The organism is Chloroflexus sp. (genome assembly GCF_056331925.1).
In genome coordinates, this window is record NZ_JBWGQH010000011.1 from 75449 (window position 1) to 99114 (window position 23666).

Here is a 23666-nt window from a genome sequence, read left to right on the forward strand (position 1 = left end):
GCAAGAGCGCCTGCACTTGCCATGCCAACATGGTGGTTCGGGCAAACCGTTGATTCACCCACTGCACAACACCATCCACACCGAGCACCACCATTGCCGGTGCCGTATCCGCCTGCGGTCTTGTAAGCAATACCTTGCCGGTTGGCACAACTACGGCGTTGCAGTGCGATGGTGATGGCCCTTTGCACGACCGCACGGCTGAGCGTCTCTATCGTGTATCGATGTGGAGAGCTAATGATCGGCCATCATTGAGTCGTTTGGTCAAATAGGGTACTATGAAACGTGCTCACATTGCGGTATGACAAGATGGCGTTATGCCTCCCCGATGACAACGCCGTTCATACGGTGTTGCGCGCCGTTGACCTGTGACCACGCGATCTGTCCGTACCGGTAGTCAAGGTGCTATCGGGATACTTCGGAACACAACAAAACGCCGGAGCGTTATGCTCCGGCGTTGTATCATGTTGGTAGCGGCGGCAGGATTCGAACCTGCGACCTTCGGGTTATGAGCCCGACGAGCTGCCACTGCTCCACGCCGCGTCGCGTGTAGTAATATATCACATCGAGGCGAGTATGTCAAGAGGTTTTTTGCTACATTGGATTGACGGGCAGGCAAATGCTACCGACCATCTGGATCTCATCCGAGCACTCTTCCGTGAATACGCAGCTAGCCTCCCGATTGATCTCGGGTATCAGGGGTTCGAGGCCGAATTAGCCACGCTTCCGGGCGCATATGCACCACCACAAGGTCGCCTACTCCTCGCACTGGCTGAAGGTAGCGCCGCCGGTTGTGTTGCCTTACGTCCGCTTTCGGCAACGATCTGCGAAATGAAGCGGCTCTACGTGCGACCACCGTTTCGTCGGTTTGGACTGGGCCGCTTGTTGGTCAGCAAGATCGTTGCCGAAGCGATAGCCATCGGCTACGAGCTGATGCGCCTCGATACCCTGCCTTCTATGCACAGTGCGATTCGGCTGTACGAAGCGCTCGGGTTTACCCGCTGTCCTCCCTATTATCCAACACCGATTGCCGAAACCGTCTTCATGGAACGACGATTGCAGGTATAGCCACCCGGCACAGCGGCACTGCTGCGCGATGCCGCTGCGCCATCACTATCGAACCGAGCGATAGCCGCCGCGTACACCCCGCGGTGACAACACCAATTGCCACAGTTGGCTGGCTCGGGCCATGAAGCTCCCTGCACTCATGAGTAAATACAAACGCCACATACGGTAGAAGCGCTCGCCATACCGCTGCGCCAAGCGTGGCCATGCCTGCTCGAAATTGGTATGCCACGCTTTGAGAGTTGCAACGTAGTTGACACCAAAGTTATGCCAATCTTCGAGTACAAACAACCCCTCAAATGCTGCAGTTAGCAAACGGGGCGACGGCAACATTGAATTGGGGAAGATGTACCGTTCGATCCACGCATCGCGACCCTGGTAAGCGACATTTGAACCAATCGTGTGGAGGAGCAAGAGACCATCATCGGCGAGCAGGCGGCGAGCCGTTCTCATAAAGGTACGGTAGTTGCGATAACCTACATGCTCGAACATACCGACCGAGATGATGCGGTCAAAGACACCGGTCGTCTGGCGGTAATCTTCAAGCCGGATGGCGACCGGTAAACCACGGCAACGGTCACGCGCCAGTTCGGCCTGCTCCTTCGATACGGTAATACCCACAACGTGGACACCGTAGCGTTCGGCCAGATACTGAGCTGTGCCACCCCAACCACACCCAATGTCGAGCACACGCATCCCGGGTTGGAGATCGAGTTTCCGGGCGATCAGATCGAGCTTCGCCTCCTGCGCCTCATCGAGGGTACGCGCACCGCCGTCCCAATAGGCACAACTGTAGATCATGCGGCGGTCGAGCATTGCAGCATAGAGATCGTTGCCGACATCGTAGTGGCGTTGACCGATGACAAACGCACCCTTACCGCGTTGCCGGTTACGCCACCGACTATCGATCCAGAGCGGGAGGTTGACGAGCCAACCTACCTGCACCGGTGCCTGAATCTGGAGCAAGCGACAAATGAACTCGTCGATGGCGTCGCAATCCCACCACCCATCCATGTACGCTTCGCCCAAACCGAGCGAGCCGTGCAAAAGGCAACGGAGATAGAGCCGCTCGTCGTGAACACGAATGTCCCATGGCTGTGAACCGTTGATCGTAATGCCGGCGGTATTCAGTAATTGTACGGCGTAATCATGGGCGAAGTGGTGGAGTATCCGTGATGTGGTTGATGGCGTGGACGATACCGTCGTATGAGAAGCCAGCTCACGTTCCGTCATGCATTCCTCCTTGTAAATTCTGCATAACATCTGAACTCGCTTCACAACCTTACTTGCTGCATATTCACTTTTCAACGATCATTTCATCACTTGTCACCCCCTGCTAAGAGCGGTATACTGCTTGCAAAGAAAATGATTGCACATGTGCAGGTTTACTATTATGAAACAGCACGATGCTCGTTCTCATCTGCCGCACCAGCTCATCCACGATGTGTACGTCCTGCTCGATGATGGTGATCGGCGCGCGTTAGCGCATACCAACCTGACTCCGCTCGAATTTAATCTGCTCTTGCAACTCGATCTTGAGCAGGGTCAGCGGCTTACCGATGTCGGCGCAAAGTTGCTCTGCGTGAAGAGCACGATTACCCGGTTAGTCGACCGGCTCGAGCGTGACGGGTTAGTACGTCGCAACCCCGATCCCGACGACCGGCGGGCACAGCGTCTCATTTTAACACCACGCGGTGCGGCCGTGCGTGCTGAGGCGCTAGCGATGCATAATGCCGCAGTCGAACGTCGGATGAATCTGCTCGACCCTGAAGAACAAGAGCAACTAACCCGGCTATTGCTCAAATTGCGCGACGGGTTGGCGGCCGATTTAGCTGCCCAGCAAGCTGTTGAGACCGAACGGTAATTGGTGTCGACCATGAGTCCTTTCCTCGTCTCAAACGGTATTCTTCATGATACCGTGTTGTTGACGACAGGCAAAGGACATGAATCTAATCCATCTGACGCTAGGCTGGTTGGCCGGCATTGCAGTAGCAGGGAGTACCGACGTTTCCCCGCAGTGGCTCATGCTGGCTGCGGTTGTGGCATTGTCTGCTGTTCCCATTGATCGCAGCCGGCATCGCTGGTTGTCGCTTGCGGTATTGTGTTTTGCCGTGGGTGGCCTCCGCTATCACATTGCACAGCCGTGGTTGGGACCACAGCACGTTGAACGTTGGGCCGATACCGAAATTACCCTGGTCGGGCAGGTAGCTGAGGAACCACGCCGCGACGATCTCGGCCAACAGGTAGTCCTTGTTGCCAGCCAAGCCGGCCCACCCGGTCAGATGAATCTGGCAGAGGGGCACATCCTCGTGCGCCTCCCCCCCTATCCTCCTTACTATCCCGGCGATCGGTTAATGGTGAGTGGACGCCTTACCCAGCCCAAACCACCCCAACACCCAACTGATTTTGATTACCGCGCATACCTCGCCCGCCGTGGCATCATGGTCCTGATCAAGCATCCGACATCGGTCAAAAAACTCGCTAACCCCGCACCTGCATGGGGATTGTCCCACATCAGCCAATTTCGCGAACATTGCCGACGCGTGGTGTTACGCCTCTTTCCCGAGCCACAAGCGGCGCTGGCGATCGGTATTTTACTCGGTATTCAGGCCGGTTTGCCCGAAACGGCCCGTCTGGCATTCGCCACGACCGGTACCTCCCACATTCTCGTAGTTTCAGGTTGGAATTTTAGTATTGTTGCCGCAATGCTGACCGGGCTTGCATCGTTGATCCGCTTGCGTTCGTGGCCCGCATTTTGGCTCAGTTTGGCGGTGATGTGGATCTACGCCGGTTTCACCGGTGCCTCGGCTGCGGTCGTTCGAGCCGCGATGATGGCGAGTCTTGCTTTACTGGCCCGCACGGTCGAACGACAGAGTGAACCGTGGCGTCTGCTGCTCGCAGCCTGTTGGTTACTGACCTTAATCAATCCACAGACGCTGTGGGATCTCGGTTTTCAACTCTCAGCCCTGGCAACTGCTAGCCTCTTCGCGTTCGGCAAACCGATGGAGCGCTGGCTCGCTTGTGAACGGTGGCCGAACCATCCGGTGACGGCAGCGGTGCGCGAGGCCCTGACGGCAACCCTCGCTGCACAAGTGTTGACCCTGCCACTGATGCTGTACCATTTCGGCAACCTCTCACTGATAGCACCCCTTGCCAATATTCTAATCGTACCACTCGTGCCGGTGGCGATGCTCCTGAGCGCATGCGCATTGATCGGTGGGCTGGTCTGGCTTCCCTTCGGGCAATGGCTATCACCAATCGCATGGTTACCGCTGAGTTGGATCACCAACGTGGCGATGATCTTATCCCAACCGGCATGGGCTGCGCTCACCGTACCGGTATTCCCCGTCTGGCTGTTGTGGATGGTCTATGCAATCATCGCACTGTCTTGGCTCCGACAACGTCCAGACTTGCCGCGTCCACACGATAGTGTGGTACCGCAGCGTATGCTATGATGGTCAACAAGACACATTTGCAAACCGCCCATATGTAGCGTGAATTGTGCTGAAGATAAGGAATCACCTATGCCTCAGATCGCACCCTACGGCAGTTGGCGCTCGCCGATCACCGCCGCGATGCTCGTCACCAAACAGGTGAGCCTCAGTTGGCCGCACATTGATGGTTCTGACCTCTACTGGATCGAAGGCCGACCACAAGAGGGTGGTCGTAATGTGCTCGTTCGACGCACTGTTGCCGGCACGATTGACGATGTGACGCCGACCGGGATGAATATACGCACGTTAGTACACGAATACGGTGGTCGGAGTTATGTCGTTGATCAAGGTGAGATCTTCTTCGTGGAGTTCAGCGATCAGACGCTTTACCGCCAACACCCCGGCGCCGCACCGGTTCCGCTTGGCACACCGCCCGGGCTGCGGTTTGCCGAGCCGATAGTTGATCGCCAACGTAACCGGTTGATCGCCGTTGGCGAAGACCACCGGCGCAATGGCGAACCGCTCAACATGCTCGTCGCTATCAGTCTGGCCGATGGGACAGTCACTCCATTACTGAATGGACGTGATTTTGTGGCTGCACCACGCCTCAGCCCCAACGGTGCGTGGCTGGCCTGGTTAGCGTGGGATCATCCCAATATGCCGTGGGACGCTGCTGAGTTATGGGTAGCGCCGGTGCTGACCGATGGCAGGTTAGGTGCCGCCCGCCGTTTAGCCGGTGGCCCCGGTGACTCGTGCTTCCAGCCAGAATGGACGCCCGATGGCGCATTACTGGTCGTCGCCGAACGTACCGGCTGGTGGAACCTCTACCGCCTCGACCTCGATGGCAACACTACCCCACTCTACTCGCTTGATGCCGAGTTTGGTCAACCACTCTGGCAACTGGGTATGCGCACGTATGTTCCACTTCCCGACGGACGCATCGTAGCGACCTTCAGCCGCGAGAGTCGCTGGCACATGTGCGTGATCGGGCAGCCGGATCACGCCGAACCCATCGAGTTACCGGTTTCGGTGATCAATATCGTCAACGGTGACGACGAACGGATCGTCTTTGTCGGCAGTTCGCCGACGATGCCGGCAACGCTCTTCTTGCTCAACCTCGCCGATCGATCGCTGACACCGATCCGCAGCAGTGGCGATGTGCCGGTCGATCTATCGTACATCTCACAGCCAGAGGTGATCAGCTTTCCGAGTACCGGTGGGCGGATTGCGCACGGCATTTTCTATCCACCCCACAACCCCGATTTCAGCGCACCTGACGGTGAACTGCCCCCATTGCTGGTAATGATCCACGGTGGGCCAACCGCTGCCACCTATCCCACCTTACGCCTCTCGATCCAATACTGGACGAGTCGGGGGATCGGTGTTCTCGATGTGAACTACGGCGGTAGTACCGGTTTTGGTCGTACTTATCGTGAACTGCTCGACGGACAGTGGGGTGTGGTTGATGTAGAAGATTGTGTTGCCGGTGCCCAGTTTCTTGCCGCTGAGAGCAGAGCCGATCCCAACCGGCTCTTGATTACCGGCGGCAGTGCTGGCGGATTCACAACATTAGCCGCATTAGCCTTCTACAATACCTTCCGCGCCGGCGCCAGTCATTTTGGTGTTGCCGATCTCGCAGCCCTAGCGCGTGACACCCACAAATTCGAGTCACGGTATCTCGACCGTCTGATCGGCCCGTACCCCGCACGAGCTGACCTCTATCAGGCACGTTCACCGCTCTACCATGCCGATCGGATCAACAGCCCGGTTATCTTCTTCCAGGGGCTAGAAGACAAAGTGGTGCCGCCAGATCAATCGGAGCGTATGTACGAAGCGCTTCGCTCACGCGGTATTCGGACCGAATACGTGCCCTTTGCCGGCGAACAGCACGGTTTTCGCAAGGCCGAGAACATTATCACAGCTCTCGAACGTGAGCTAGCGTTTTACCAGGAAGTGCTAGGGATCCACACTGAGCGGTGAACCGCCCGGAGAGCGGCGTGAGCTTCTTAAAACGCACGCTCTCCTCGATCTCCACTCTTCATTACCGACCGGCCGCGTGCTATACTTACACCATCAACAAGATTTGATTACCGAGGTGCATTTTAAGGTAAGGTATGGAGCCAGCCGCCCTTCTCGAGCGTGCTACCGCCATTGTTGCCACCCAACTTGCCGGATTACGAGAACTCTATCAAGCCGCTCTGCGCCAACAAGAGGGCATTTCTCAACGTGTGCGTCAGTTATCACACCAACTTGACGAAGCTGTTATTCAAGAACAATTTGCTCGTGAACACGGTCTCTCAACCGTCACGGCGGCTGCCCGCGTGAAGCAGTTACGTGCCGAACATGCCGCGGCCGTTGAGGCAGAAACCGAACTGCGTCGCTCATTACGTCAGCTCGATCAGCTCATCCGTCAGATCGAGATGAGCAGCACCACACTTACGCACAACGCTGAAGGCATCGCCGCCGATCCTTGGGTCCAAGCCCTCCGCGCGCAGGTGATCAAAGGCCGTGAGGAAGAACGGATTCGGTTGGCGCGTGAAGTGCATGATGGACCGGCACAAGTGCTGGCCAATGCGCTGATGGGTGTTGAAGTCTGTCAAAACTTACTCAAAGAGCAGAACTTCGAGCGCCTCGGCTCGATCTTGAGCCAGTTGGGTGATAGCGTGCGTGAAGGCTTGCGCGACGTGCGCAGCTTCATCGCCGACCTCCGTCCGGGCAAGCTCGAAGAACAGGGCCTTGTACCGGCCCTCCATGACTATATTCGCCGTTACCGTGACACGGTGAGTAACCCGGTCGTCTTTGAAGCCGATCACATCCCTCGCCTACCTGCTGAGACCGAAATTGTGCTCTACCGTATCGTACAAGAGGCATTGCAGAACACACGCAAACATGCCCGCGGCGCACCGGTTCATATTACCCTGGCAAGACGTGGAGGGCGGTTGTATCTCGCGATCCGGGATGAAGGACCGGGATTTGATCTGCGCGAAGTCGTGCGGCGCGCCGGGCGCGAAAGCTGGGGACTAACCAGTATGCGCGAACGAGCTGAGTTGATCGGGGCCGAGCTGACAGTCACCACCCGACGCGGCGCCAGCACCGAGGTCCTCGTGACAATGCCATTGCCGGCGGGATAACCCATCGTTCACAGGTGATGCAGTGCTTGTCGCAATTGGGGTGAAACAAACTGCAAACTGCTGCAAAAAAGACCGTTTAAAGAAATAAGCGGTTTATATGCAGCAACAACATAGGGAAGACGAAGGTAAGGGAGATTAGCGTGACAGCGCCGCTAATGATAAAAGTCCTGGTGATCGATGACCATCCGCTCTTTCGGCAGGGGATTCGCTGGAGTTTGGAGAGTGCCCCTGATGTAGAAGTGGTGGGCGAAGCCGAAAACGGTCAAGAAGCAATAAAGCTCACCGAACGCCTCATGCCCGACGTCGTGCTCGTCGACATCAATCTACCCGGCTTAAATGGGTTGGAAGTGGCACGGGTAATCAAGCGTCGCGAACCCCGGACGGGGATTATCGTGCTCAGTGTCTATGAAGACGACGATCAGTTGTTCCAAGCCATTAAGGTGGGGGCAGCCGCTTTTACATCAAAAGACATTAGTCCTGATGAATTAGTGCAGATGATCCGTGAGGTTGCACGCGGACGCTACTTAATCAACGATGCAGTGCTGGCCCGTCCTAACGTGGCAGCCCGGGTCTTACACCAATTCCGCGAACTCGCTGCAACCGAAGAGGAAGATAGCGCGAGTCTCTTCGCGCCCCTCACGTCACGTGAGATTGAGATTCTTGACTGTATCGCCCGCGGTCTCTCGAATAAAGAAATTGCGAATGAATTGAGTATTAGCGGGCAGACCGTTAAGAATCACATTACCTCTATTTTGTCGAAACTCCAAGTCAATGACCGCACGATGGCGGTGATCGTCGCGATTAAGAAGGGCTGGATCAAGATGGGGTATTCGCAACCGCCTGAAGGATAAGTGTACGCTTTCTCCCCATTACCATCATACAACCAGAGGCGCACGATGGTACGCCTCTGAGCTTGCGTATCACGTAGACTTACGCCGATTTGCGGGTCTTGCCGCTCGATTTTCGGGTCGGTGCAGCCGATTTCTCGGCGGCGGGAGGAGCCGGTTTCACTTCAACGACCACACCGGCTTGGGCTTCATCAAGCGAGTTTGTAATGTAGTCGCATTTTGGGTAGCGCGAGCAGCCGTAGAACGGGCGACCAAATTTACCACGTCGACGTAGTAACTCCCCTTCACCGCACTTCGGGCAGGTAACGCCAGTTGGTTCGGGAAGTGGAACCGGTTTGCCATCGCGGCCAATCCGGCGGGTATTGGTACATTCAGGATACCCCGAACAGCCGAGGAAGGGGCCGAAACGGCTCTTCTTGATCACCATTGGCCGTCCGCAGACATTGCACAAGACATCGCTCGTCTCCGGCGCACTGGCCTGATCGAGCACAATATTGCCATTTTCGTCACGGTGAAAATCGCTGGTGAAATCGCACGAATCACCCTCGCCTTCCCGGTTGTAGCGCGAACAGGCCAGAAACTCGCCGTTGCGGCCAAACTTGATCACCAGCTTCCCTTTGCCGCACTTCGGGCAATCGAGATCGGTGGTAATCTCTTCGCGCTTGACATTGCGCATCTGGTGTTGCGCCGTCTCGAGCGTCGAGCGGAAGGGGCCATAGAACTCGCGCAGTACCGGCACCCACTGCTTCGAGCCTTCGGCAATATCGTCAAGCTGCTGTTCAAGCGACGACGTAAAGTCGTAATCGACGATGTTGCCGAAATGCTCAACCAACAAGTCGGTCACAATCCGGCCAAGCGTTGTCGGAATCAGTTTCTTATCGACCATCTCGACGTACTCGCGTTCCTGGATGGTCGAAAGAATCGTTGCGTAGGTACTCGGACGCCCAATCCCAAGACGTTCGAGTTCTTTCACCAGACTGGCCTCGGTGTAGCGCGGCGGCGGTTCGGTGAAGTGCTGCACCGGCAACAGCTCGACTAACTGGAGGTTTTCGCCCTCGACCAGTGGCGGCAAGCGACGCTCACTGTCTTCGTCTTCCTCGCCCTCATCAAGGCTCACGTTGTAAACGGCAAGGAAGCCGGGGAACTTGAGCACCGAGCCGGTAGCACGGAATAAGTAGGGTGGCGCACCAGCCACACTCGGTTGAGCAGCAATATCAACGGTGGTGCTGTCGAAAATGGCCGGAGCCATCTGTGAAGCGATAAATCGCTTCCAAATCAGATCGTAGAGCCGCCACAGATCGCGCTCTAGCCGTTCGCTCAACTGCTCAGGAGTACGGGCACTGCTAGTAGGCCGGATTGCCTCATGGGCCTCTTGCGCGCCTTTCGCCTTGGTCTTGTAGACCGGCGGCTGGTCGGGCAGATACTCACGCCCAAACCGCCGATCGATCACCTCACGCGCCTCAGCTTGGGCTTCTGCCGCCACCTGCACACTGTCAGTACGCATATAGGTAATCAGACCAACTGTGCCCTCTTCGCCGCCAACATCCACACCTTCGTAGAGACGCTGAGCCAGCGTCATCGTCTTCTTTGCGCTGAAGCCCAACTTACGGGCGGCCTCTTGTTGTAAGGTGCTGGTGGTAAACGGTGGTGGTGGTGATCGCCGCTTATCGCGACGGGTTACTTTGAGGACGGTATACGCCGCACCTTGTAGATCGGCGACAATCGTCTCAGCTTGCTCACGGCGTTCAATCGAGAATTTCTCAAGCTTCTTACCGTCGCGCTCGATGAGCGTCGCTCGAAACAGATCACGCGGCGCGATGCCGGGCTCTTTCAGCAGATCAACCTCGATTGTCCAATACTCTTGCGGCTTAAAGTTCTCAATTTCACGCTCGCGCTCGACGATCAGCCGCACCGCCACCGATTGCACCCGCCCGGCACTCAGCCCGCGCTTGACCTTATCCCACAACAATGGACTAAGCTGGTAACCAACTAAACGGTCGAGCACGCGCCGTGCCTGTTGCGCGTCAACCAGATTTTGGTTGATCTGACGTGGCTGCTGTAACGCCTGCTGCACGGCATTGCGCGTAATCTCTTGAAAAACGACGCGATATATCGGCGTCTTTTTCGGCGTCTTCACCGCCTGGGTAATATGCCACGCAATCGCCTCACCCTCACGGTCAGGGTCAGTTGCCAAATAGATCGCGTCAGCATTGCGCACAGCTTGGTTCAGCTCACTCACTACCTTGGGCTTCACAATTTCATAAGAAGGAGCAAAATCGTGCTCGATATCGATCGCCAGCCCATTTTTCGGTAAATCGCGCACGTGACCCATACTTGAGGTCACTTTATAGCCTTTACCTAGATATTTCTGAATCGTCCGTGCTTTGGCCGGCGACTCAACAATCACAACTTTTTCACCCATGTATCTCTTCCTGAATAAAAAACCGATCGTTGCTATCTTGCCGATCGTGGTTGCTATCGTCATCGAACTATACGCGGCGTTGGCTTGCTTGTCAAGAAGTTGTAGCCCGAACTTGGAGGGGCGCGGCGTGCCGCGCCCCTCCATAAATCCATATCCAGCATCGCCCATCGGTATCACGCAGTCCTATTGCCATTCCAGCGCATAACCCACATAGTCTTGGTTACCGTACTGTAACTCATTCACCTAAGATACAATATTAACACACCGCAGTTATAAGATACTCTATAAAATGAGGCTAACCAACTGAGTTTTTCTCACGTTGCCGGTACACTAACCAATAGCAGGTGAGAATGCCGGTAAGGAGTATGCTATGGCTCCAGAGACGCAGGAGACGGTACAGCGCACTCCACTGTTCGACATGTTCGCTCCCGCGACGTATGAGGAGTGGCGATCAGCAGCGGAGAAGACGCTGAAAGGTGCGCCTTTCGAGAAGCGTTTGATTACGAAGACCTACGAGCAGATTCTGCTGCAACCGATTTATAATGCCGGTGATATTGCCGATCTACCGCATATCAACTCATTGCCCGGTTTTGCCCCTTTTGTACGAGATACTCGCATTCTCGGGCCGTTAGTCGAACGCTGGCAGGTAGCGCAAGAACTGCCTTACCCAACTACAACTGAAGTTCGTCAAGCGCTCCAAGCCGATCTGCCGCGTGGACTGACGGCGCTGAATCTGCCGCTTGATCAAGCGACCCGCCTTGGGATCGACCCCGATTCAGCCGCACCAACACAAGTCGGGATGGGGGGCGTGTCGTTGGCAACGCTTGACGATGCCCGCCGCTTGCTAACCGATCTCGATCTCAGCCGGTTGTCGCTTGCGATCAACACCGGCGCACAAGCCATGCCAGTGGCAACCCTCTTGCTGATTGCCGCCGAGGAGCAGGGTCTCAATCCTTCCCAACTACACGGCTGGCTAGGCGCCGATCCTTTAGGGGCGTTGGCTGCCGATGGCTCGCTGCCGGGTTCATTGGATCGCTGCTACGATTTACTGGCCGAATGGACGAGATGGGCTATAGCATATGCCCCACACGTGCGAACTATCCTTGTTTCTTCTCATGTCTACCACAACAGTGGTGCGCACGCCGCTCAAGAACTGGGCTGCGCGCTGGCAACCGGTGTAGCCTATCTCCGCGCAATGCAAGAGCGCGGCCTGAGTGTGAACGAAGTTGCCCCCAGGATCCAGTTTACCTGTTCGGTCGGGTCGCAATTCTTTCTCGAAGTGGCCCGGCTCCGCGCTGCCCGTATGTTGTGGACACGCATTGTGTCGGCATTCGACGGTGATGATACCGCCCAACGTATGCATCTCCACGTCCGCACCTCGGCATGGACGAAGACACGCTACGATGTCTACAACAATATGCTGCGCGCAACTGGTGAGGCGATGGCAGCAGTCATGGGTGGCGCGCAGAGTATTCATATCAGCCATTTTGATGAAGCGTGGGGCTTACCCGACGAGTTCTCGCGCCGGATTGCCCGCAACCTGCATGTGATTTTGCAAGAGGAGTGTAACTTCTTCCGCCTTATCGATCCACCCGGCGGGTCGTGGGCCGTCGAAAAACTGACCGACGAGATAGCTGCGAAGGCATGGGAGTTCTTCCAAGCGATTGAGCGGCAAGGTGGTATGGCGGCGGCCTTGCAAGCTGGGATGCTGCAAGCAGCAATTGCCGCCACTCGTGCTGAGCGCTTCGATGCCATTGCTCATCGCCGCGAGGTCATCGTGGGCGTCAATATGTACCCCAATCTGAACGAGAAGCTCCCCGAGGTACGCCAGATCGATCACGTGCAATTGCACGCCGCCCGTGCTGTTGATCTGCGCCATGCTCGCGAAACACGCGCTGAAGATGTCTGCCAGTCAGCCTTGATCGAACTCGCCCAGCAACGCACGATGACTGCGGCCCTGGCGGCTACCCGTGCCGGTGCCACACTTGGCGAAATGAGCTGCGCGTTGGTCGCTGCCGATAGCGCTGCACCACAGGTAACACCGTTGCCTGCCCACCGCGCCGCTGAACAGTTCGAGGCGCTGCGGGCTACAGCCGATGCGTACTCTGCCCGCACCGGTCGCCGACCAAGTGTTTTCCTCGCCAATATGGGGCCGATTAGCCAACACAAAGCACGTGCCGATTTCGCTACCAACTTCTTTGCTGCCGGTGGATTCGCCGTGATCGGTAACGATGGCTTCGCAACTGTTGAGGAAGCGGCCGCAGCAGCCCTCGCTGCCAATGCCGAGATCGTGACTATCTGTTCGACCGATGAAACGTACCCTGATATTGTTCCGGCCTTGACCCACGCTATCAAATCGCAACGACCTGAGACAACGATCGTATTAGCCGGATATCCGACTGATTTTATCGATATGTACCGCGCTGCCGGGATCGATGAGTTTATTCATCTGCGCGCCAACTGTTATGAAACACTGGCCCGGCTGCAACGTTTGAAAGGAGTAGCCGAGTGAAAAACCCTGACTTCACGACGCTGCCATACCGCGATGAATGGCCTACCCCCGCACCGGCCGAGTGGCAAACTCGTGCCGAGCAGGCTGCCGGTAAGCCATTGCACGAACTCGTATGGCGCACGATGGAACAGATCGATGTGCGCCCTCTTTACACAGCCGCCGATGTGGCCGGACTCGAACACCTCGGCTTTACTGCCGGTATCCCACCTTACCTGCGTGGCCCCTATCCAACAATGTATGTGACCCAACCATGGACGATTCGCCAGTATGCCGGTTTTTCCACAGCGGAAGCCAGTAATGCCTTCTACCGACGTAATCTTGCTGCCGGACAAAAGGGACTATCGGTGGCTTTCGATCTAGCGACCCACCGCGGCTACGACTCTGACCATCCACGGGTGGTGGGCGATGTTGGCAAGGCCGGTGTTGCCATCGACTCGGTACTCGACATGAAAATTCTGTTCGATGGGATACCGCTCGATCAGATGTCGGTCTCGATGACGATGAACGGGGCGGTCATTCCAATTATGGCCTTCTACATCGTCGCTGCCGAAGAGCAGGGGGTACGCCCTGAACAGCTTACCGGCACCATCCAGAACGACATCTTGAAAGAGTACATGGTGCGCAACACTTATATCTACCCGCCTGAGCCGTCAATGCGCATCATTGCCGACATCTTCGCGTACACGGCCAAGCACATGCCTAAGTTCAACAGTATTAGTATTTCGGGCTACCACATGCAAGAAGCCGGTGCAAGCGCCGATCTTGAGCTAGGCTATACGCTGGCCGATGGGTTGGAGTACGTGCGGGCCGGGCTAAAGGCCGGGCTGAATATCGATTCGTTCGCCCCGCGCCTTTCATTCTTCTGGGCGATCGGGATGAACTACTTTATGGAGATCGCTAAGATGCGCGCCGCCCGCATCCTTTGGGCCAAGATTATCAAGCAATTCAACCCGCAAGACCCACGCTCGCTGGCGTTGCGTACCCACTGCCAGACCTCGGGCTGGAGCTTGACCGAACAAGACCCGTTCAACAATGTCGCCCGCACATGCATCGAGGCAATGGCTGCCGCGCTTGGTCATACCCAGTCATTGCATACCAATTCGCTCGATGAGGCGATTGCCCTGCCAACCGACTTCTCGGCCCGGATTGCCCGCAATACCCAGTTGTACCTCCAAGAAGAGACCGGTATCTGCAAGATCGTCGATCCGTGGGGCGGCTCGTACTATCTTGAGTGGTTGACTGACGCACTTGCCCGTCGAGCATGGGCACATATCCAAGAAGTGGAAGAACTGGGTGGTATGGCTAAAGCGATAGAGGCCGGCCTCCCCAAACTGCGCATCGAAGAGGCAGCCGCACGCCGGCAAGCACATATCGATTCGGGCCGCGAGACGATTGTCGGCGTCAATAAGTATCGTCTCGAATACGAAGAGCCGATAGAGATTCTCGAAGTCGATAACACAGCAGTTCGCCAAAAGCAGATCGAGCGGTTACAGAAGTTGCGGGCTGAGCGCGATGAGACGCGCGTACAAGCAGCCCTTAACGAGCTGACCCGTGTCGCCGCTACCGGCGAAGGTAACCTGCTGGAAGCGGCCATCGAAGCGGCACGCGCGCGGGCCACCCTCGGCGAGATTTCAATGGCAATGGAAAAGGTGTTTGGCCGCTTCAAAGCCGAAATTCGCTCGATCTCCGGTGTATATAGTAGTGAATATAACGACAGTGAGCAGATCCAGCACGTGCGCGCCTTAGCCGATGCATTCGCCGCAATCGAAGGCCGGCGACCACGCATCCTCGTCGCGAAGGTTGGACAGGACGGACATGACCGGGGTGCGAAAGTCGTAGCGACGGCATTCGCCGACCTTGGCTTCGATGTTGACATTGGTTCACTCTTCCAGACCCCCGAAGAGGTGGCGCGGCAAGCTGTGGAAAACGATGTCCATGTGGTGGGGATCAGCTCACTGGCCGGCGGTCACAAGACTCTCTTGCCGCAAGTCGTGGAAGAGTTGCGTAAACTAGGCCGCGAGGATATTATTGTGGTCATCGGTGGGATTATTCCACCACAAGACTATGAGTTTCTACGTGCGCATGGTGCAGCCCTGATTTTCGGCCCCGGTACCATTTTACCGGTGGCTGCCGAAAAGTTGCTGCGCGAATTGCAACAGCGACTGCACGGCGATAGCATAGCTGCACCGGCGTCGTAGCACTACGACATCAATCATGAAGTCCACTCCCCTTGCTACGGGAAGTAGGCCGGGGGTGAAAACTGAGATACGTATGACCAACAACCAGCCAACTGCCGAAGAGATGCCATTTGCCTTGTCAGTGCTAGCGGGGATCGCCAGCCGCCACGACGGCCTGCCCGGGAACGCACCGGCATCTGCTACCCCGCCAACCGGCCCACGTCGCCGCCAGTTGTCTGTGGAAGATTATGTCAATGGTGTGCGTAATGGCGATCGTGCGATCCTGGCTCGCACCATCACGCTCATCGAGAGCAATGCTCCCGCTCACATTACCCAAGCGCAAGAGGTGTTACGCCATCTCCTGCCCTATACCGGTGGCTCCCTACGGGTGGGCATCACCGGCGTGCCCGGTGTTGGCAAGAGCACGTTCATCGAGGCACTCGGCACAATGCTCTGCGATCAAGGACACCGGGTTGCAGTATTAGCTATTGATCCATCGAGCAGTATCTCGCGGGGAAGTATTCTCGGCGACAAAACGCGCATGGAGCGTCTCGCGCGCCATCCCAACGCCTACATCCGGCCCTCGCCATCGGGAGGGAGTTTGGGAGGGGTGGCCCGTAAAACACGTGAAACGCTGCTCCTCTGTGAAGCCGCCGGCTTCGACATTGTGCTGGTCGAGACGGTCGGTGTCGGTCAGAGCGAGACGGCGGTGCGTGGCATGGTTGATTTCTTCCTGCTGTTAATGCTGGCCGGCGCCGGCGATGAGTTACAGGGGATCAAGAAGGGTGTGATCGAGTTAGCCGACGCGCTTGTCGTCACCAAAGCCGATGGCGACAACAAACCGCGTGCAATAGCAGCACAAGCCGAATACCGTCACGCTCTTCGCTACCTCACTCCGGCCACACCGGGTTGGAAACCGCCGGTACGTACCTGTTCGGCGGTGACCGGTGAAGGTATTGCCGCGATTTGGCAAGAGATTGAGCGTTTTCGCACCGAAATGACGGCAAACGGTACATTCGCCGCTCGTCGCCGTGAACAGGCGCGTGACTGGCTCTATCACCTAATCGATGAGCAATTACGGAGTCTCTTTTTTGCCCATCCGGTGGTACGCGAGCGGTTGCCTACCATTGAACAGGCGGTGGTGGAGGGAAGTTTGCCGGTCGTGAGTGCGGTACAGGAGTTGATCGCAGCTATCGGACGATAAACTACTACGAAAGATGGACGGGCGATGTCACCTTTCACGAACGAAGGGAATGGGCGATCGGAAGCGGGGCGCACTACCGTGCCCCTGACCATGCGTTTTTGCGTCTTTGCGTGCTCTGCGTCCTTGCGTTCAACCCTCTGCGTCTTTTGCGTACACAGTTTCCTACGCATCCTCCCGCAAAATATAGCCTACACTACGCACCGTGTGGATAAGACGAGGTTCGCCATTCGCTTCTAGCTTCTGGCGCAGATAGCGCACATACACTTCAATGATATTGCTCTCTCCCCCAAAATCGTAATTCCATACCCGATCGTAAATAACATCACGGGTCAACACCTGATTGGGGTGACGCATAAAGAGTTCAAGCAGGTCGTATTCTTTGGCCGTTAGCTCAACACGACGGTCTCCCACGCGCAACTCACGTGAACGGGTATCAAGCGTCAAATTCGCAAACCGAAGCACCTCTTGGTGCTGATACGTCTGTTGACGGCGCAGTTGGGCACGGATGCGGGCCAATAACTCTTCAAACGCAAACGGTTTTACCAGATAATCATCAGCACCTGCTTCAAGGCCGGCCACCCGATCACGCACAGCATCCCGAGCCGTCAGCATAATGATCGGGACATTTGACGCGGCGCGGATACGGCGCGCTACCTCGAAGCCATCGATCACCGGCAACATTAAGTCAAGTACGACGAGATCGTAATTGCCGGTCGAGGCCATCTCCAACCCTTGCAACCCATCGAACGCTACATCAACGTGATAGCCTTCAAGGCTTAGACCACGCCGTAGGTAAGAAGCAATTTCAGTTTCATCTTCAATAATGAGTATGCGCATCATGATTCATAGTATACGAAGCGATAGCGCGCTCGTCAATGTTAATGACAAGCGAGCAAATGAAAAAGCACCGTGCTAATGCGGCTCACTATCCAGCTCGTTCAAAAAATCTTCGGGATGCTGACGAATCTCAAGACTCCGCTGCTCGATCTCACGGCGTAATTCGCGGCGCAAACGCGCTGCCATCCACCGCCGACGCTGCTCGGCTGTCTCGATCCGCACCGGTGGTACAGGGCACGGACGAAACTCTTCATCCACAGCAACCATCGTAAAATAGCAGGTCATGACATGCCGCTGCGTGCGCGCCGTAATATTTTCGGCCACTACTCGAATACCAACCTCCATCGAGGTCGTACCGGTATAGTTGATCGATGCCAGAAACGTCACCAATTCGCCCACGTGAATACGGGCCCGGAAGATGACTTGGTCGACCGAGACGGTGACAACATAACGCCCCGAATAACGCGAGGCACAAGCATAAGCAACTTGATCGAGCAGTTTCAAAATATGGCCACCGTGAACATTACCGGCGAAGTTCGCCATATCAGGTGTCATCAAGACCGTCATTTGTAGAGTACGAAACTGCTCGGTTTGTTGAGTTCCGCCGTTAGCTTCCATAAGCCACTCCGCGAGTATCGTTCACCGCTGCTTGATAAAGTATACTCTTAGGAGATACGGCTTTCGGATCGCGTGAATAGGAGCAGATAGTAACGCCAGAGTCCGGCATTGAGGGTTTGCGTTTGGGTGATACAGCCGCGCATCGCCGCAATCTGGAGATCGGATTGCAACCGAAGCATATGGAGTACCAGCGCTGCCGGTAGCGTTAACCGGGCAAAATGGCCGAGGAAGCGAAGAGAGGGGCCGGCGCTGATGGTCAAATCATCACAGCGCTGCACACGCAGCCCGGCAACGTTGGCCAGAGTCATCAGCTCATCAACCGTAACGAGATCGGGCATTGCCCATGACCGTAACCAACCCCGTAGCGCCGCACGTTCGACCGGAGGCAGATCGGGCCGGGCGGCAAACCGGTCCGCGATTACCAAACGACCACCGGGGCGCAGCACCCGAGCAACTTCGGCCAACAAGGCCGGTTTATCGGGGGCATGACAGATACTTTCCAGCATCCAGACCACATCACACGAGGCAGAAGGGAGTGGTATAGCAGCGTAATCGGCACAGATAAACTTGGCACACCCACCACGTCGCGCGCGTTTTGCCTGTTCTGGAACTATCGTAAGGCCGATCACCGGCCCATCGTGGTGTTCGGCGATCCGGTTAGCACTTGCTCCGGCGCCACATCCGGCATCAAGAAGGCATTCACCTGGTCGCAGTTGAGCCGCAGCGAGCAACGTCTCATCAATGGCCTGCAACGCTGCGCGGTGGCTACGTGCCTGTTGCCATAGCCCGGCGTGCATTGCCTGCGAACCGCGCAGCATCCCCAATACACGAAACATCCAATCGGTCTGACGATAAAATGCGCGTACTGCATTATGGTAATCGCTCACCATTACGTATACGCCCAGATTCGCACTACCGCATCAAAACTCCCACTCGCCAGAACATTGCCGCACGGTGCAAATGCCACACACGTCACACGTTCGCCATGACCTCGCAGTTCCCAACGCAGCTCTCCATTACTTACCTGCCACATGAGCACAGTCCGACCATCATGAGCACTCGCCAAATACCGATTATCAGGACTAAACGCAAGACTCGAACACGCTCCAGCATAGGAAGGCAACATCTGCACCGGTTGCCAATCAGCGACCTGCCAGATAATAATCACCCCATCAGCACTTGCACTTGCGGCTAACTCGCCATCAGCGCTAAATGCAACGCTGAGAATTTCGTCATCGTGACCTTGCATGTCCCGAATCAATGACCGATTGGGCGAACTCCAGAGTCGAACGACCCGATCTTGTCCTCCCGACAAGAGCAAGTCGCCGCGCGGGTGGAATGCCAAACTATAGATGAAACCTTCGTGACCGGATAAGCCCCCTCTTACGCTGCCATCAGTCGCATTCCACAGCCAGATAACCGGTGCCCAGCCGGTAGCCGCGATCAGATCACCATTGGGCTGAAAAGCTACACTAAAAAGTGCTCCGTGGTGTTGGTCGTTACCGAGATACAGGAGCGGTTCTCCATCGGCTACTCGCCAGACCTGTACTCCATCCTGACGACCCGCAGCCGCAATCCGTTGACCATCAGGACTAAAAGCCACTGCATTGATTTCATCAATCCTACTGCTCAGCACGCGCTGCAATTGACCATCAGCCCACCGCCAAAGCCGTAGTTTCCCATCCAGAGAACCGGTCGCTAAGGTCTGCTGATCGGGACTAAATGCCAGCGTTTTCACCCAACTCTGCACGGCCAATAATCGCTGTACAGAAGGCGGTCGCGCCGTACAAGAGTCAAGAGACGGTCGCTCAAGTTGAAAAAGGCGATGATGAGCAGCCAACATATGTCGGCTTGGTCGAAGGGGCAACCGTTTCGGCTGACGGAGACGTTTACCTGCCAGTGCTCTGTATTCACTATTCTGCAATCCCGGCGCCACAAGCACTTCGAGGGTCATGGCATCGATGGTCAGAAGACCGGATTGAAAAAGCTGCTGGAGATCGGCCCGCAACAACAACGCATTATACGGCTCAGCCGGCCCATTGGGATCGATCAAAACTGGACGCAAGACAGCATCAACTTGACAACCACTAATTGCACATGCGCCATCATATGCTATCAGCAATTGTTGTCGCAGATGTTCCAACCCTAACGACGCAGGAGCTGACGACTCAATGGGTTCGTTGAAGGGAGAACGGTGCTGCATTGGTACACTCGGTCGTCATCGGTAAAGCGACTCACTTGGTGAGTAGTATAGAGCCGATACATAAATACGACCTGTGTACACAATGACTAGTAGTTAACAAATCATTTAAATGTTGGTCGTGCCAAGATATGCCTGCACGAGTTTCAAATCGTCCGGCGTATTGAGATTGAGTAATGAACGGCCCGTAGGATCATACATTTGCCACAACTCAGGGCCGGGATCGACCCAATGCAATGCCGTCACGGCGACTTGTAAACGCCGCTCACCGGCGGCAAACACTCGACGCAATGGGGCGAGCGCACTATGCCGATACACAGCCAGTAGCGGTTGTAGTTGACCGGGATGCGGATAGGAAGAGGGGATCAGGGCATCACCAACGAACGGCCACTGCGCCAACGCAGCCAGCAACGTCGGTACAATGACAGGCATATCGGCGGCGATGACCAACGCCGTCGGTGTCTGCATCGCTTGGAGACCGCTGATCACCCCCCCCAAAGCACCGCTACCCGGTTGTTCATCGGCTACTAACCGCGCCGGCAGATCGGGCCATGCATGCGCATCATTCAGCACAACAAGTACCTCGCTACAAAGAGGTTGCAAAAGTGCCACAGCTCGTTCAAGCACGCATGGACCCTGTTCGCCCCACAACCGTAACCGCCGCTTATCGGTACCAAAGCGACGACTACGGCCACCAGCGATAATAATGCCGCTCATCATAATATGAAAGACATTGCGTTAAGGGCAAACGGTTCACGAACCTACCTTACCGAGCGAAGCCAAAAACTCAGCGTTGCTCTTCGTCTTCGCCATTCGGGTCAGCATCAGCTCAGCACCTTCATTCTCACCAACCATGCTGACCATCCGTCGCAACATCCAGCTCTGGCGCAGCGTCACCGGATCGAGCAACAGATCCTCACGGCGCGTACCCGAGCGCTGAATATCAACGGCGGGGAAGATGCGCTTCTCGGCCAGTTTACGGTCGAGATGCAGTTCCATGTTACCGGTGCCTTTGAACTCTTCGTAGATCACATCATCCATCCGCGAACCGGTATCGACCAGACAGGTCGCAATAATGGTGAGGGAACCACCATCTTCAATATTGCGTGCCGAGCCGAAGAAGCGTTTTGGCGGATAGAGGGCGGCGGGATCGACACCACCGGAAAGAGTTCGTCCACTAGGCGGCATCGCGATATTGTAGGCACGGGTCAAGCGGGTCAGTGAGTCCATCAAGATCACCACGTGACGACCGTGCTCAACTTGTCGTTTTGCCTTTTCCAGTACCAATTCAGCTACCTTAATATGCTGCTCAACCGGTTCATCAAAGGTAGCGGCCACCACTTCGCCCTGCACCGACCGCCGCATATCGGTCACTTCTTCGGGTCGCTCACCGATCAGCAGCACGATCAACTGAATATCGGGTGCATTGGTCGTAATACCGTTGGCAATGGCCTTCAGCAGCATCGTCTTCCCGGCCTTGGGAGGTGCAACAATCAACCCGCGCTGTCCACGCCCAATCGGCGCGATGACATCAACAATCCGGGTAGGCAAAATATTCGGCTCGGTCGAGAGCACAATTTGCACATTGGGATGGATCGGTGTCAAATGCTCGAAGAGTGGCCGTTTTTGTGCAGCTTCCGCCGGTAAGCCATTCACCCGCTCGACATAAAGCAGCGACGGGTAGCGCTCGACCTCTTTCGGCGGACGCACCCGTCCTTCGATCATATCGCCGGTACGCAGGTTAAAACGACGAATTTGCGACTGTGCCACGTAGACATCATCGGTGCTAGGTGTCAGGCGAGGATTGCGGAGAAAACCGTGACCATCAGGAACAATTTCGAGGATACCAGAACCTTGCATCGTCACCGGTTCTTCAACTACCGTTGTGGTTGTGGTTAGAGTGGTCACCGCCACTGTTTCATTGGTCGTAGATTCGCTCGCCTCACCATTCACCCGGCGACGCCGACGACGAACCTTCTCGGCGGTTTCGGCGATTCCTGAAGTCATAAGTTTGTCATCCATTGCGTATGTCACTTCTCCTCTGGGTGGGAATCATGAGTTGACGGCACATTCTGATTGGTGGTATCAGGTAAATGGCCGGACGTCGTTTCACCAGAACGATACCCAAGTGCTGCCAGACGCTGGTGTATCTCTTCAATTCCCTTGGCCCCCAAATTACGAATACTCATCAAACCACGATCATCAAGACGCAGCAACTGGCCAATCGTTTGAATATCTGCTCGGCGCAAACTATTGTAGGTGCGCGTACTCAGGCCAAGCTCGTCAATTGTGCGGTTGGCAATCTCCTCGGGGATCGGTGGTGGTAGCGTAGGTTGCTGTTCTGGTTCTTCTGGCTGGTTCAAACTGACGATCCGGCCAAAATATTGAGCCAGAATCTGGGCAGCATGGCTCAGCGCATCACCGGGCTTAATCGTTCCATCCGTCCAAATCTCAATGATCAAGCGATCATACCCGGTGAGTGGATCACCACCTATCTCCTCGACCAAAAAGTTCACCCGCGGAATAGGGCTAAAGAGCGCATCAACAGCGATCTCGCCGATTGGCATTCCGCTCACCGTATCGGCCAACTGGACCCCACGTCCGCGTTCGACGGTCAGTTGCATTTCGAGTGTCGTGTGTTCGTCATCGATAGTACAGAGGTAATGTTGCGGATTAACAATCTCAACCGTACTGGGAGCATCAATATCGCCGGCAAAAACCGGACCGGGACCTTGCTTAACCAGTTGCAATGCAACTGCCCGATCACTGTACGAACGTAAGCGAATGCCTTTGACATTTAGCACCAACTGCGTGCCATCTTCAACAACGCCGGGGATTGCCGTAAATTCATGAATAACTCCGGTAATTTTAATCCTGGTCACGGCTGCACCGGGAATCGATGAGAGCAACACACGGCGCAGCGCATTCCCCAACGAGGTGCCATGACCACGCTGGAGCGGTGCAATGGCAAAACGGCCATAATTTTCAGCCGCAGCAAGGAGGGTAACTCGTGGTGTTATCAGCGATAGTTCGAGCGTTTCCATACTTTATTCCAGAATCCTTCGCAACCTTGATCGCGCCCCTCACTGCCATCGCGGCTTGCGGCTCTAGAAAACGGTACACCTTGCCGGACGATGACAGATCCGACCTCCAAACTCAACCAACATGACGAGAGCGGGAAGCTGTGCTCACAGTGCGCCTGCTAGGCGGCGCTGCAACGC

General features: G+C 55.9%; 18 protein-coding genes and 1 tRNA gene. 9 read left to right on the forward strand and 10 right to left on the reverse strand.

Annotated features, from left to right (window positions below):
• Positions 1–465: 465 nt before the first annotated feature.
• Positions 466–540: transfer RNA gene (locus AC01ZF_RS07640), tRNA-Met, on the reverse strand.
• 33 nt (positions 541–573) lie between these two features.
• On the opposite strand from AC01ZF_RS07640, the gene AC01ZF_RS07645 reads away from it, so the two are divergent.
• Entirely contained in the window at positions 574–1065 is a 492-nt protein-coding gene (locus AC01ZF_RS07645) for a GNAT family N-acetyltransferase (protein WP_424677296.1), read from the forward strand.
• A 45-nt stretch (positions 1066–1110) separates the two neighbouring features.
• On the opposite strand, the gene cfa is transcribed toward AC01ZF_RS07645, so the two are convergent.
• On the reverse strand, positions 1111–2295 hold the full coding sequence (gene cfa / locus AC01ZF_RS07650) for a cyclopropane fatty acyl phospholipid synthase (protein WP_424677295.1): 1185 nt from the start codon (positions 2293–2295) through the stop codon (positions 1111–1113).
• 160 nt (positions 2296–2455) lie between these two features.
• Here cfa and AC01ZF_RS07655 point away from each other — a divergent pair, with 160 nt between their 5' ends.
• The 5 genes from AC01ZF_RS07655 (at position 2456) to AC01ZF_RS07675 (ending at position 8478) form a co-directional block, all read left to right on the forward strand.
• Entirely contained in the window at positions 2456–2926 is a 471-nt protein-coding gene (locus tag AC01ZF_RS07655) for a MarR family winged helix-turn-helix transcriptional regulator (protein ID WP_424677294.1), read from the forward strand.
• A 79-nt stretch (positions 2927–3005) separates the two neighbouring features.
• On the forward strand, positions 3006–4517 hold the full coding sequence (locus AC01ZF_RS07660; RefSeq protein ID WP_424677293.1) for a ComEC/Rec2 family competence protein: 1512 nt from the start codon (positions 3006–3008) through the stop codon (positions 4515–4517).
• Between the two features lie 69 nt (positions 4518–4586).
• Entirely contained in the window at positions 4587–6476 is a 1890-nt protein-coding gene (locus AC01ZF_RS07665; RefSeq protein ID WP_424677292.1) for a S9 family peptidase, read from the forward strand.
• 134 nt (positions 6477–6610) lie between these two features.
• Positions 6611–7627: a sensor histidine kinase gene (locus tag AC01ZF_RS07670; protein WP_476575260.1), complete on the forward strand. Its 1017-nt coding sequence runs from the start codon at positions 6611–6613 to the stop codon at positions 7625–7627.
• A gap of 140 nt (positions 7628–7767) precedes the next feature.
• On the forward strand, positions 7768–8478 hold the full coding sequence (locus tag AC01ZF_RS07675; RefSeq protein WP_424677290.1) for a response regulator: 711 nt from the start codon (positions 7768–7770) through the stop codon (positions 8476–8478).
• A 79-nt stretch (positions 8479–8557) separates the two neighbouring features.
• Here AC01ZF_RS07675 and topA read toward each other — a convergent pair whose 3' ends face one another.
• A complete protein-coding gene (gene topA, locus AC01ZF_RS07680; protein ID WP_424677289.1) occupies positions 8558–10897 on the reverse strand; it encodes a type I DNA topoisomerase in 2340 nt (779 codons plus the stop codon).
• A 370-nt stretch (positions 10898–11267) separates the two neighbouring features.
• Between topA and AC01ZF_RS07685 the strand changes: the two genes are divergently transcribed.
• The 3 genes from AC01ZF_RS07685 to meaB all read left to right on the forward strand — a co-directional run bounded on the left by AC01ZF_RS07685 (position 11268) and on the right by meaB (position 16790).
• Positions 11268–13409, forward strand: a complete 2142-nt coding sequence (locus AC01ZF_RS07685) for a methylmalonyl-CoA mutase family protein (RefSeq protein ID WP_424677288.1) — start codon at positions 11268–11270, stop codon at positions 13407–13409.
• Positions 13406–15607, forward strand: a complete 2202-nt coding sequence (scpA, locus tag AC01ZF_RS07690) for a methylmalonyl-CoA mutase (protein ID WP_424677287.1) — start codon at positions 13406–13408, stop codon at positions 15605–15607. The genes AC01ZF_RS07685 and scpA overlap by 4 nt, the downstream gene beginning before the upstream one ends.
• A 73-nt stretch (positions 15608–15680) precedes the next feature.
• A complete protein-coding gene (gene meaB, locus AC01ZF_RS07695; RefSeq protein WP_428111996.1) occupies positions 15681–16790 on the forward strand; it encodes a methylmalonyl Co-A mutase-associated GTPase MeaB in 1110 nt (369 codons plus the stop codon).
• A 162-nt stretch (positions 16791–16952) separates the two neighbouring features.
• Here the strand turns inward: meaB and AC01ZF_RS07700 are convergent, their stop codons facing one another.
• The 7 genes from AC01ZF_RS07700 to AC01ZF_RS07730 form a co-directional block, all read right to left on the reverse strand.
• Positions 16953–17630, reverse strand: coding sequence for a response regulator transcription factor (locus AC01ZF_RS07700; protein WP_424676976.1), 678 nt, complete (start codon positions 17628–17630; stop codon positions 16953–16955).
• Between the two features lie 72 nt (positions 17631–17702).
• On the reverse strand, positions 17703–18245 hold the full coding sequence (locus AC01ZF_RS07705; protein WP_012616623.1) for an acyl-CoA thioesterase: 543 nt from the start codon (positions 18243–18245) through the stop codon (positions 17703–17705).
• A 47-nt stretch (positions 18246–18292) separates the two neighbouring features.
• On the reverse strand, positions 18293–19135 hold the full coding sequence (locus AC01ZF_RS07710) for a class I SAM-dependent methyltransferase (protein WP_424676974.1): 843 nt from the start codon (positions 19133–19135) through the stop codon (positions 18293–18295).
• Positions 19135–20448 carry a WD40 repeat domain-containing protein gene (locus AC01ZF_RS07715; RefSeq protein WP_424676973.1) on the reverse strand — a complete coding sequence of 438 codons (1314 nt, stop codon included), beginning with the start codon at positions 20446–20448 and terminating at the stop codon, positions 19135–19137. Before AC01ZF_RS07715 ends, AC01ZF_RS07710 begins: the two co-directional genes overlap by 1 nt.
• A 105-nt stretch (positions 20449–20553) precedes the next feature.
• On the reverse strand, positions 20554–21165 hold the full coding sequence (locus tag AC01ZF_RS07720; protein WP_424676972.1) for a molybdenum cofactor guanylyltransferase: 612 nt from the start codon (positions 21163–21165) through the stop codon (positions 20554–20556).
• 33 nt (positions 21166–21198) lie between these two features.
• Entirely contained in the window at positions 21199–22452 is a 1254-nt protein-coding gene (rho, locus tag AC01ZF_RS07725) for a transcription termination factor Rho (protein ID WP_424676971.1), read from the reverse strand.
• Positions 22453–22475: 23 nt separating this feature from the next.
• Complete coding sequence (locus tag AC01ZF_RS07730) at positions 22476–23489, reverse strand: DNA-directed RNA polymerase subunit alpha (protein ID WP_428112004.1); 1014 nt, start codon at positions 23487–23489, stop codon at positions 22476–22478.
• Between the last annotated feature and the right edge of the window lie 177 nt (positions 23490–23666).

Excerpts from the sequence above, each read along its gene's own strand:
- AC01ZF_RS07645 (WP_424677296.1), top strand. The coding sequence starts at position 574 with ATGTCAAGAGGTTTTTTGCTACATTGGATTGACGGGCAGGCAAATGCT.
- cfa (WP_424677295.1), bottom strand. The coding sequence starts at position 2,295 with ATGACGGAACGTGAGCTGGCTTCTCATACGACGGTATCGTCCACGCCA.
- AC01ZF_RS07655 (WP_424677294.1), top strand. The coding sequence starts at position 2,456 with ATGAAACAGCACGATGCTCGTTCTCATCTGCCGCACCAGCTCATCCAC.
- AC01ZF_RS07660 (WP_424677293.1), top strand. The coding sequence starts at position 3,006 with ATGAATCTAATCCATCTGACGCTAGGCTGGTTGGCCGGCATTGCAGTA.
- AC01ZF_RS07665 (WP_424677292.1), top strand. The coding sequence starts at position 4,587 with ATGCCTCAGATCGCACCCTACGGCAGTTGGCGCTCGCCGATCACCGCC.
- AC01ZF_RS07670 (WP_476575260.1), top strand. The coding sequence starts at position 6,611 with ATGGAGCCAGCCGCCCTTCTCGAGCGTGCTACCGCCATTGTTGCCACC.
- topA (WP_424677289.1), bottom strand. The coding sequence starts at position 10,897 with ATGGGTGAAAAAGTTGTGATTGTTGAGTCGCCGGCCAAAGCACGGACG.
- AC01ZF_RS07685 (WP_424677288.1), top strand. The coding sequence starts at position 11,268 with ATGGCTCCAGAGACGCAGGAGACGGTACAGCGCACTCCACTGTTCGAC.
- meaB (WP_428111996.1), top strand. The coding sequence starts at position 15,681 with ATGACCAACAACCAGCCAACTGCCGAAGAGATGCCATTTGCCTTGTCA.
- AC01ZF_RS07700 (WP_424676976.1), bottom strand. The coding sequence starts at position 17,630 with ATGATGCGCATACTCATTATTGAAGATGAAACTGAAATTGCTTCTTAC.
- AC01ZF_RS07705 (WP_012616623.1), bottom strand. The coding sequence starts at position 18,245 with ATGGAAGCTAACGGCGGAACTCAACAAACCGAGCAGTTTCGTACTCTA.
- AC01ZF_RS07710 (WP_424676974.1), bottom strand. The coding sequence starts at position 19,135 with ATGGTGAGCGATTACCATAATGCAGTACGCGCATTTTATCGTCAGACC.
- AC01ZF_RS07715 (WP_424676973.1), bottom strand. The coding sequence starts at position 20,448 with ATGCAGCACCGTTCTCCCTTCAACGAACCCATTGAGTCGTCAGCTCCT.
- AC01ZF_RS07720 (WP_424676972.1), bottom strand. The coding sequence starts at position 21,165 with ATGATGAGCGGCATTATTATCGCTGGTGGCCGTAGTCGTCGCTTTGGT.
- rho (WP_424676971.1), bottom strand. The coding sequence starts at position 22,452 with ATGACTTCAGGAATCGCCGAAACCGCCGAGAAGGTTCGTCGTCGGCGT.
- AC01ZF_RS07730 (WP_428112004.1), bottom strand. The coding sequence starts at position 23,489 with ATGGAAACGCTCGAACTATCGCTGATAACACCACGAGTTACCCTCCTT.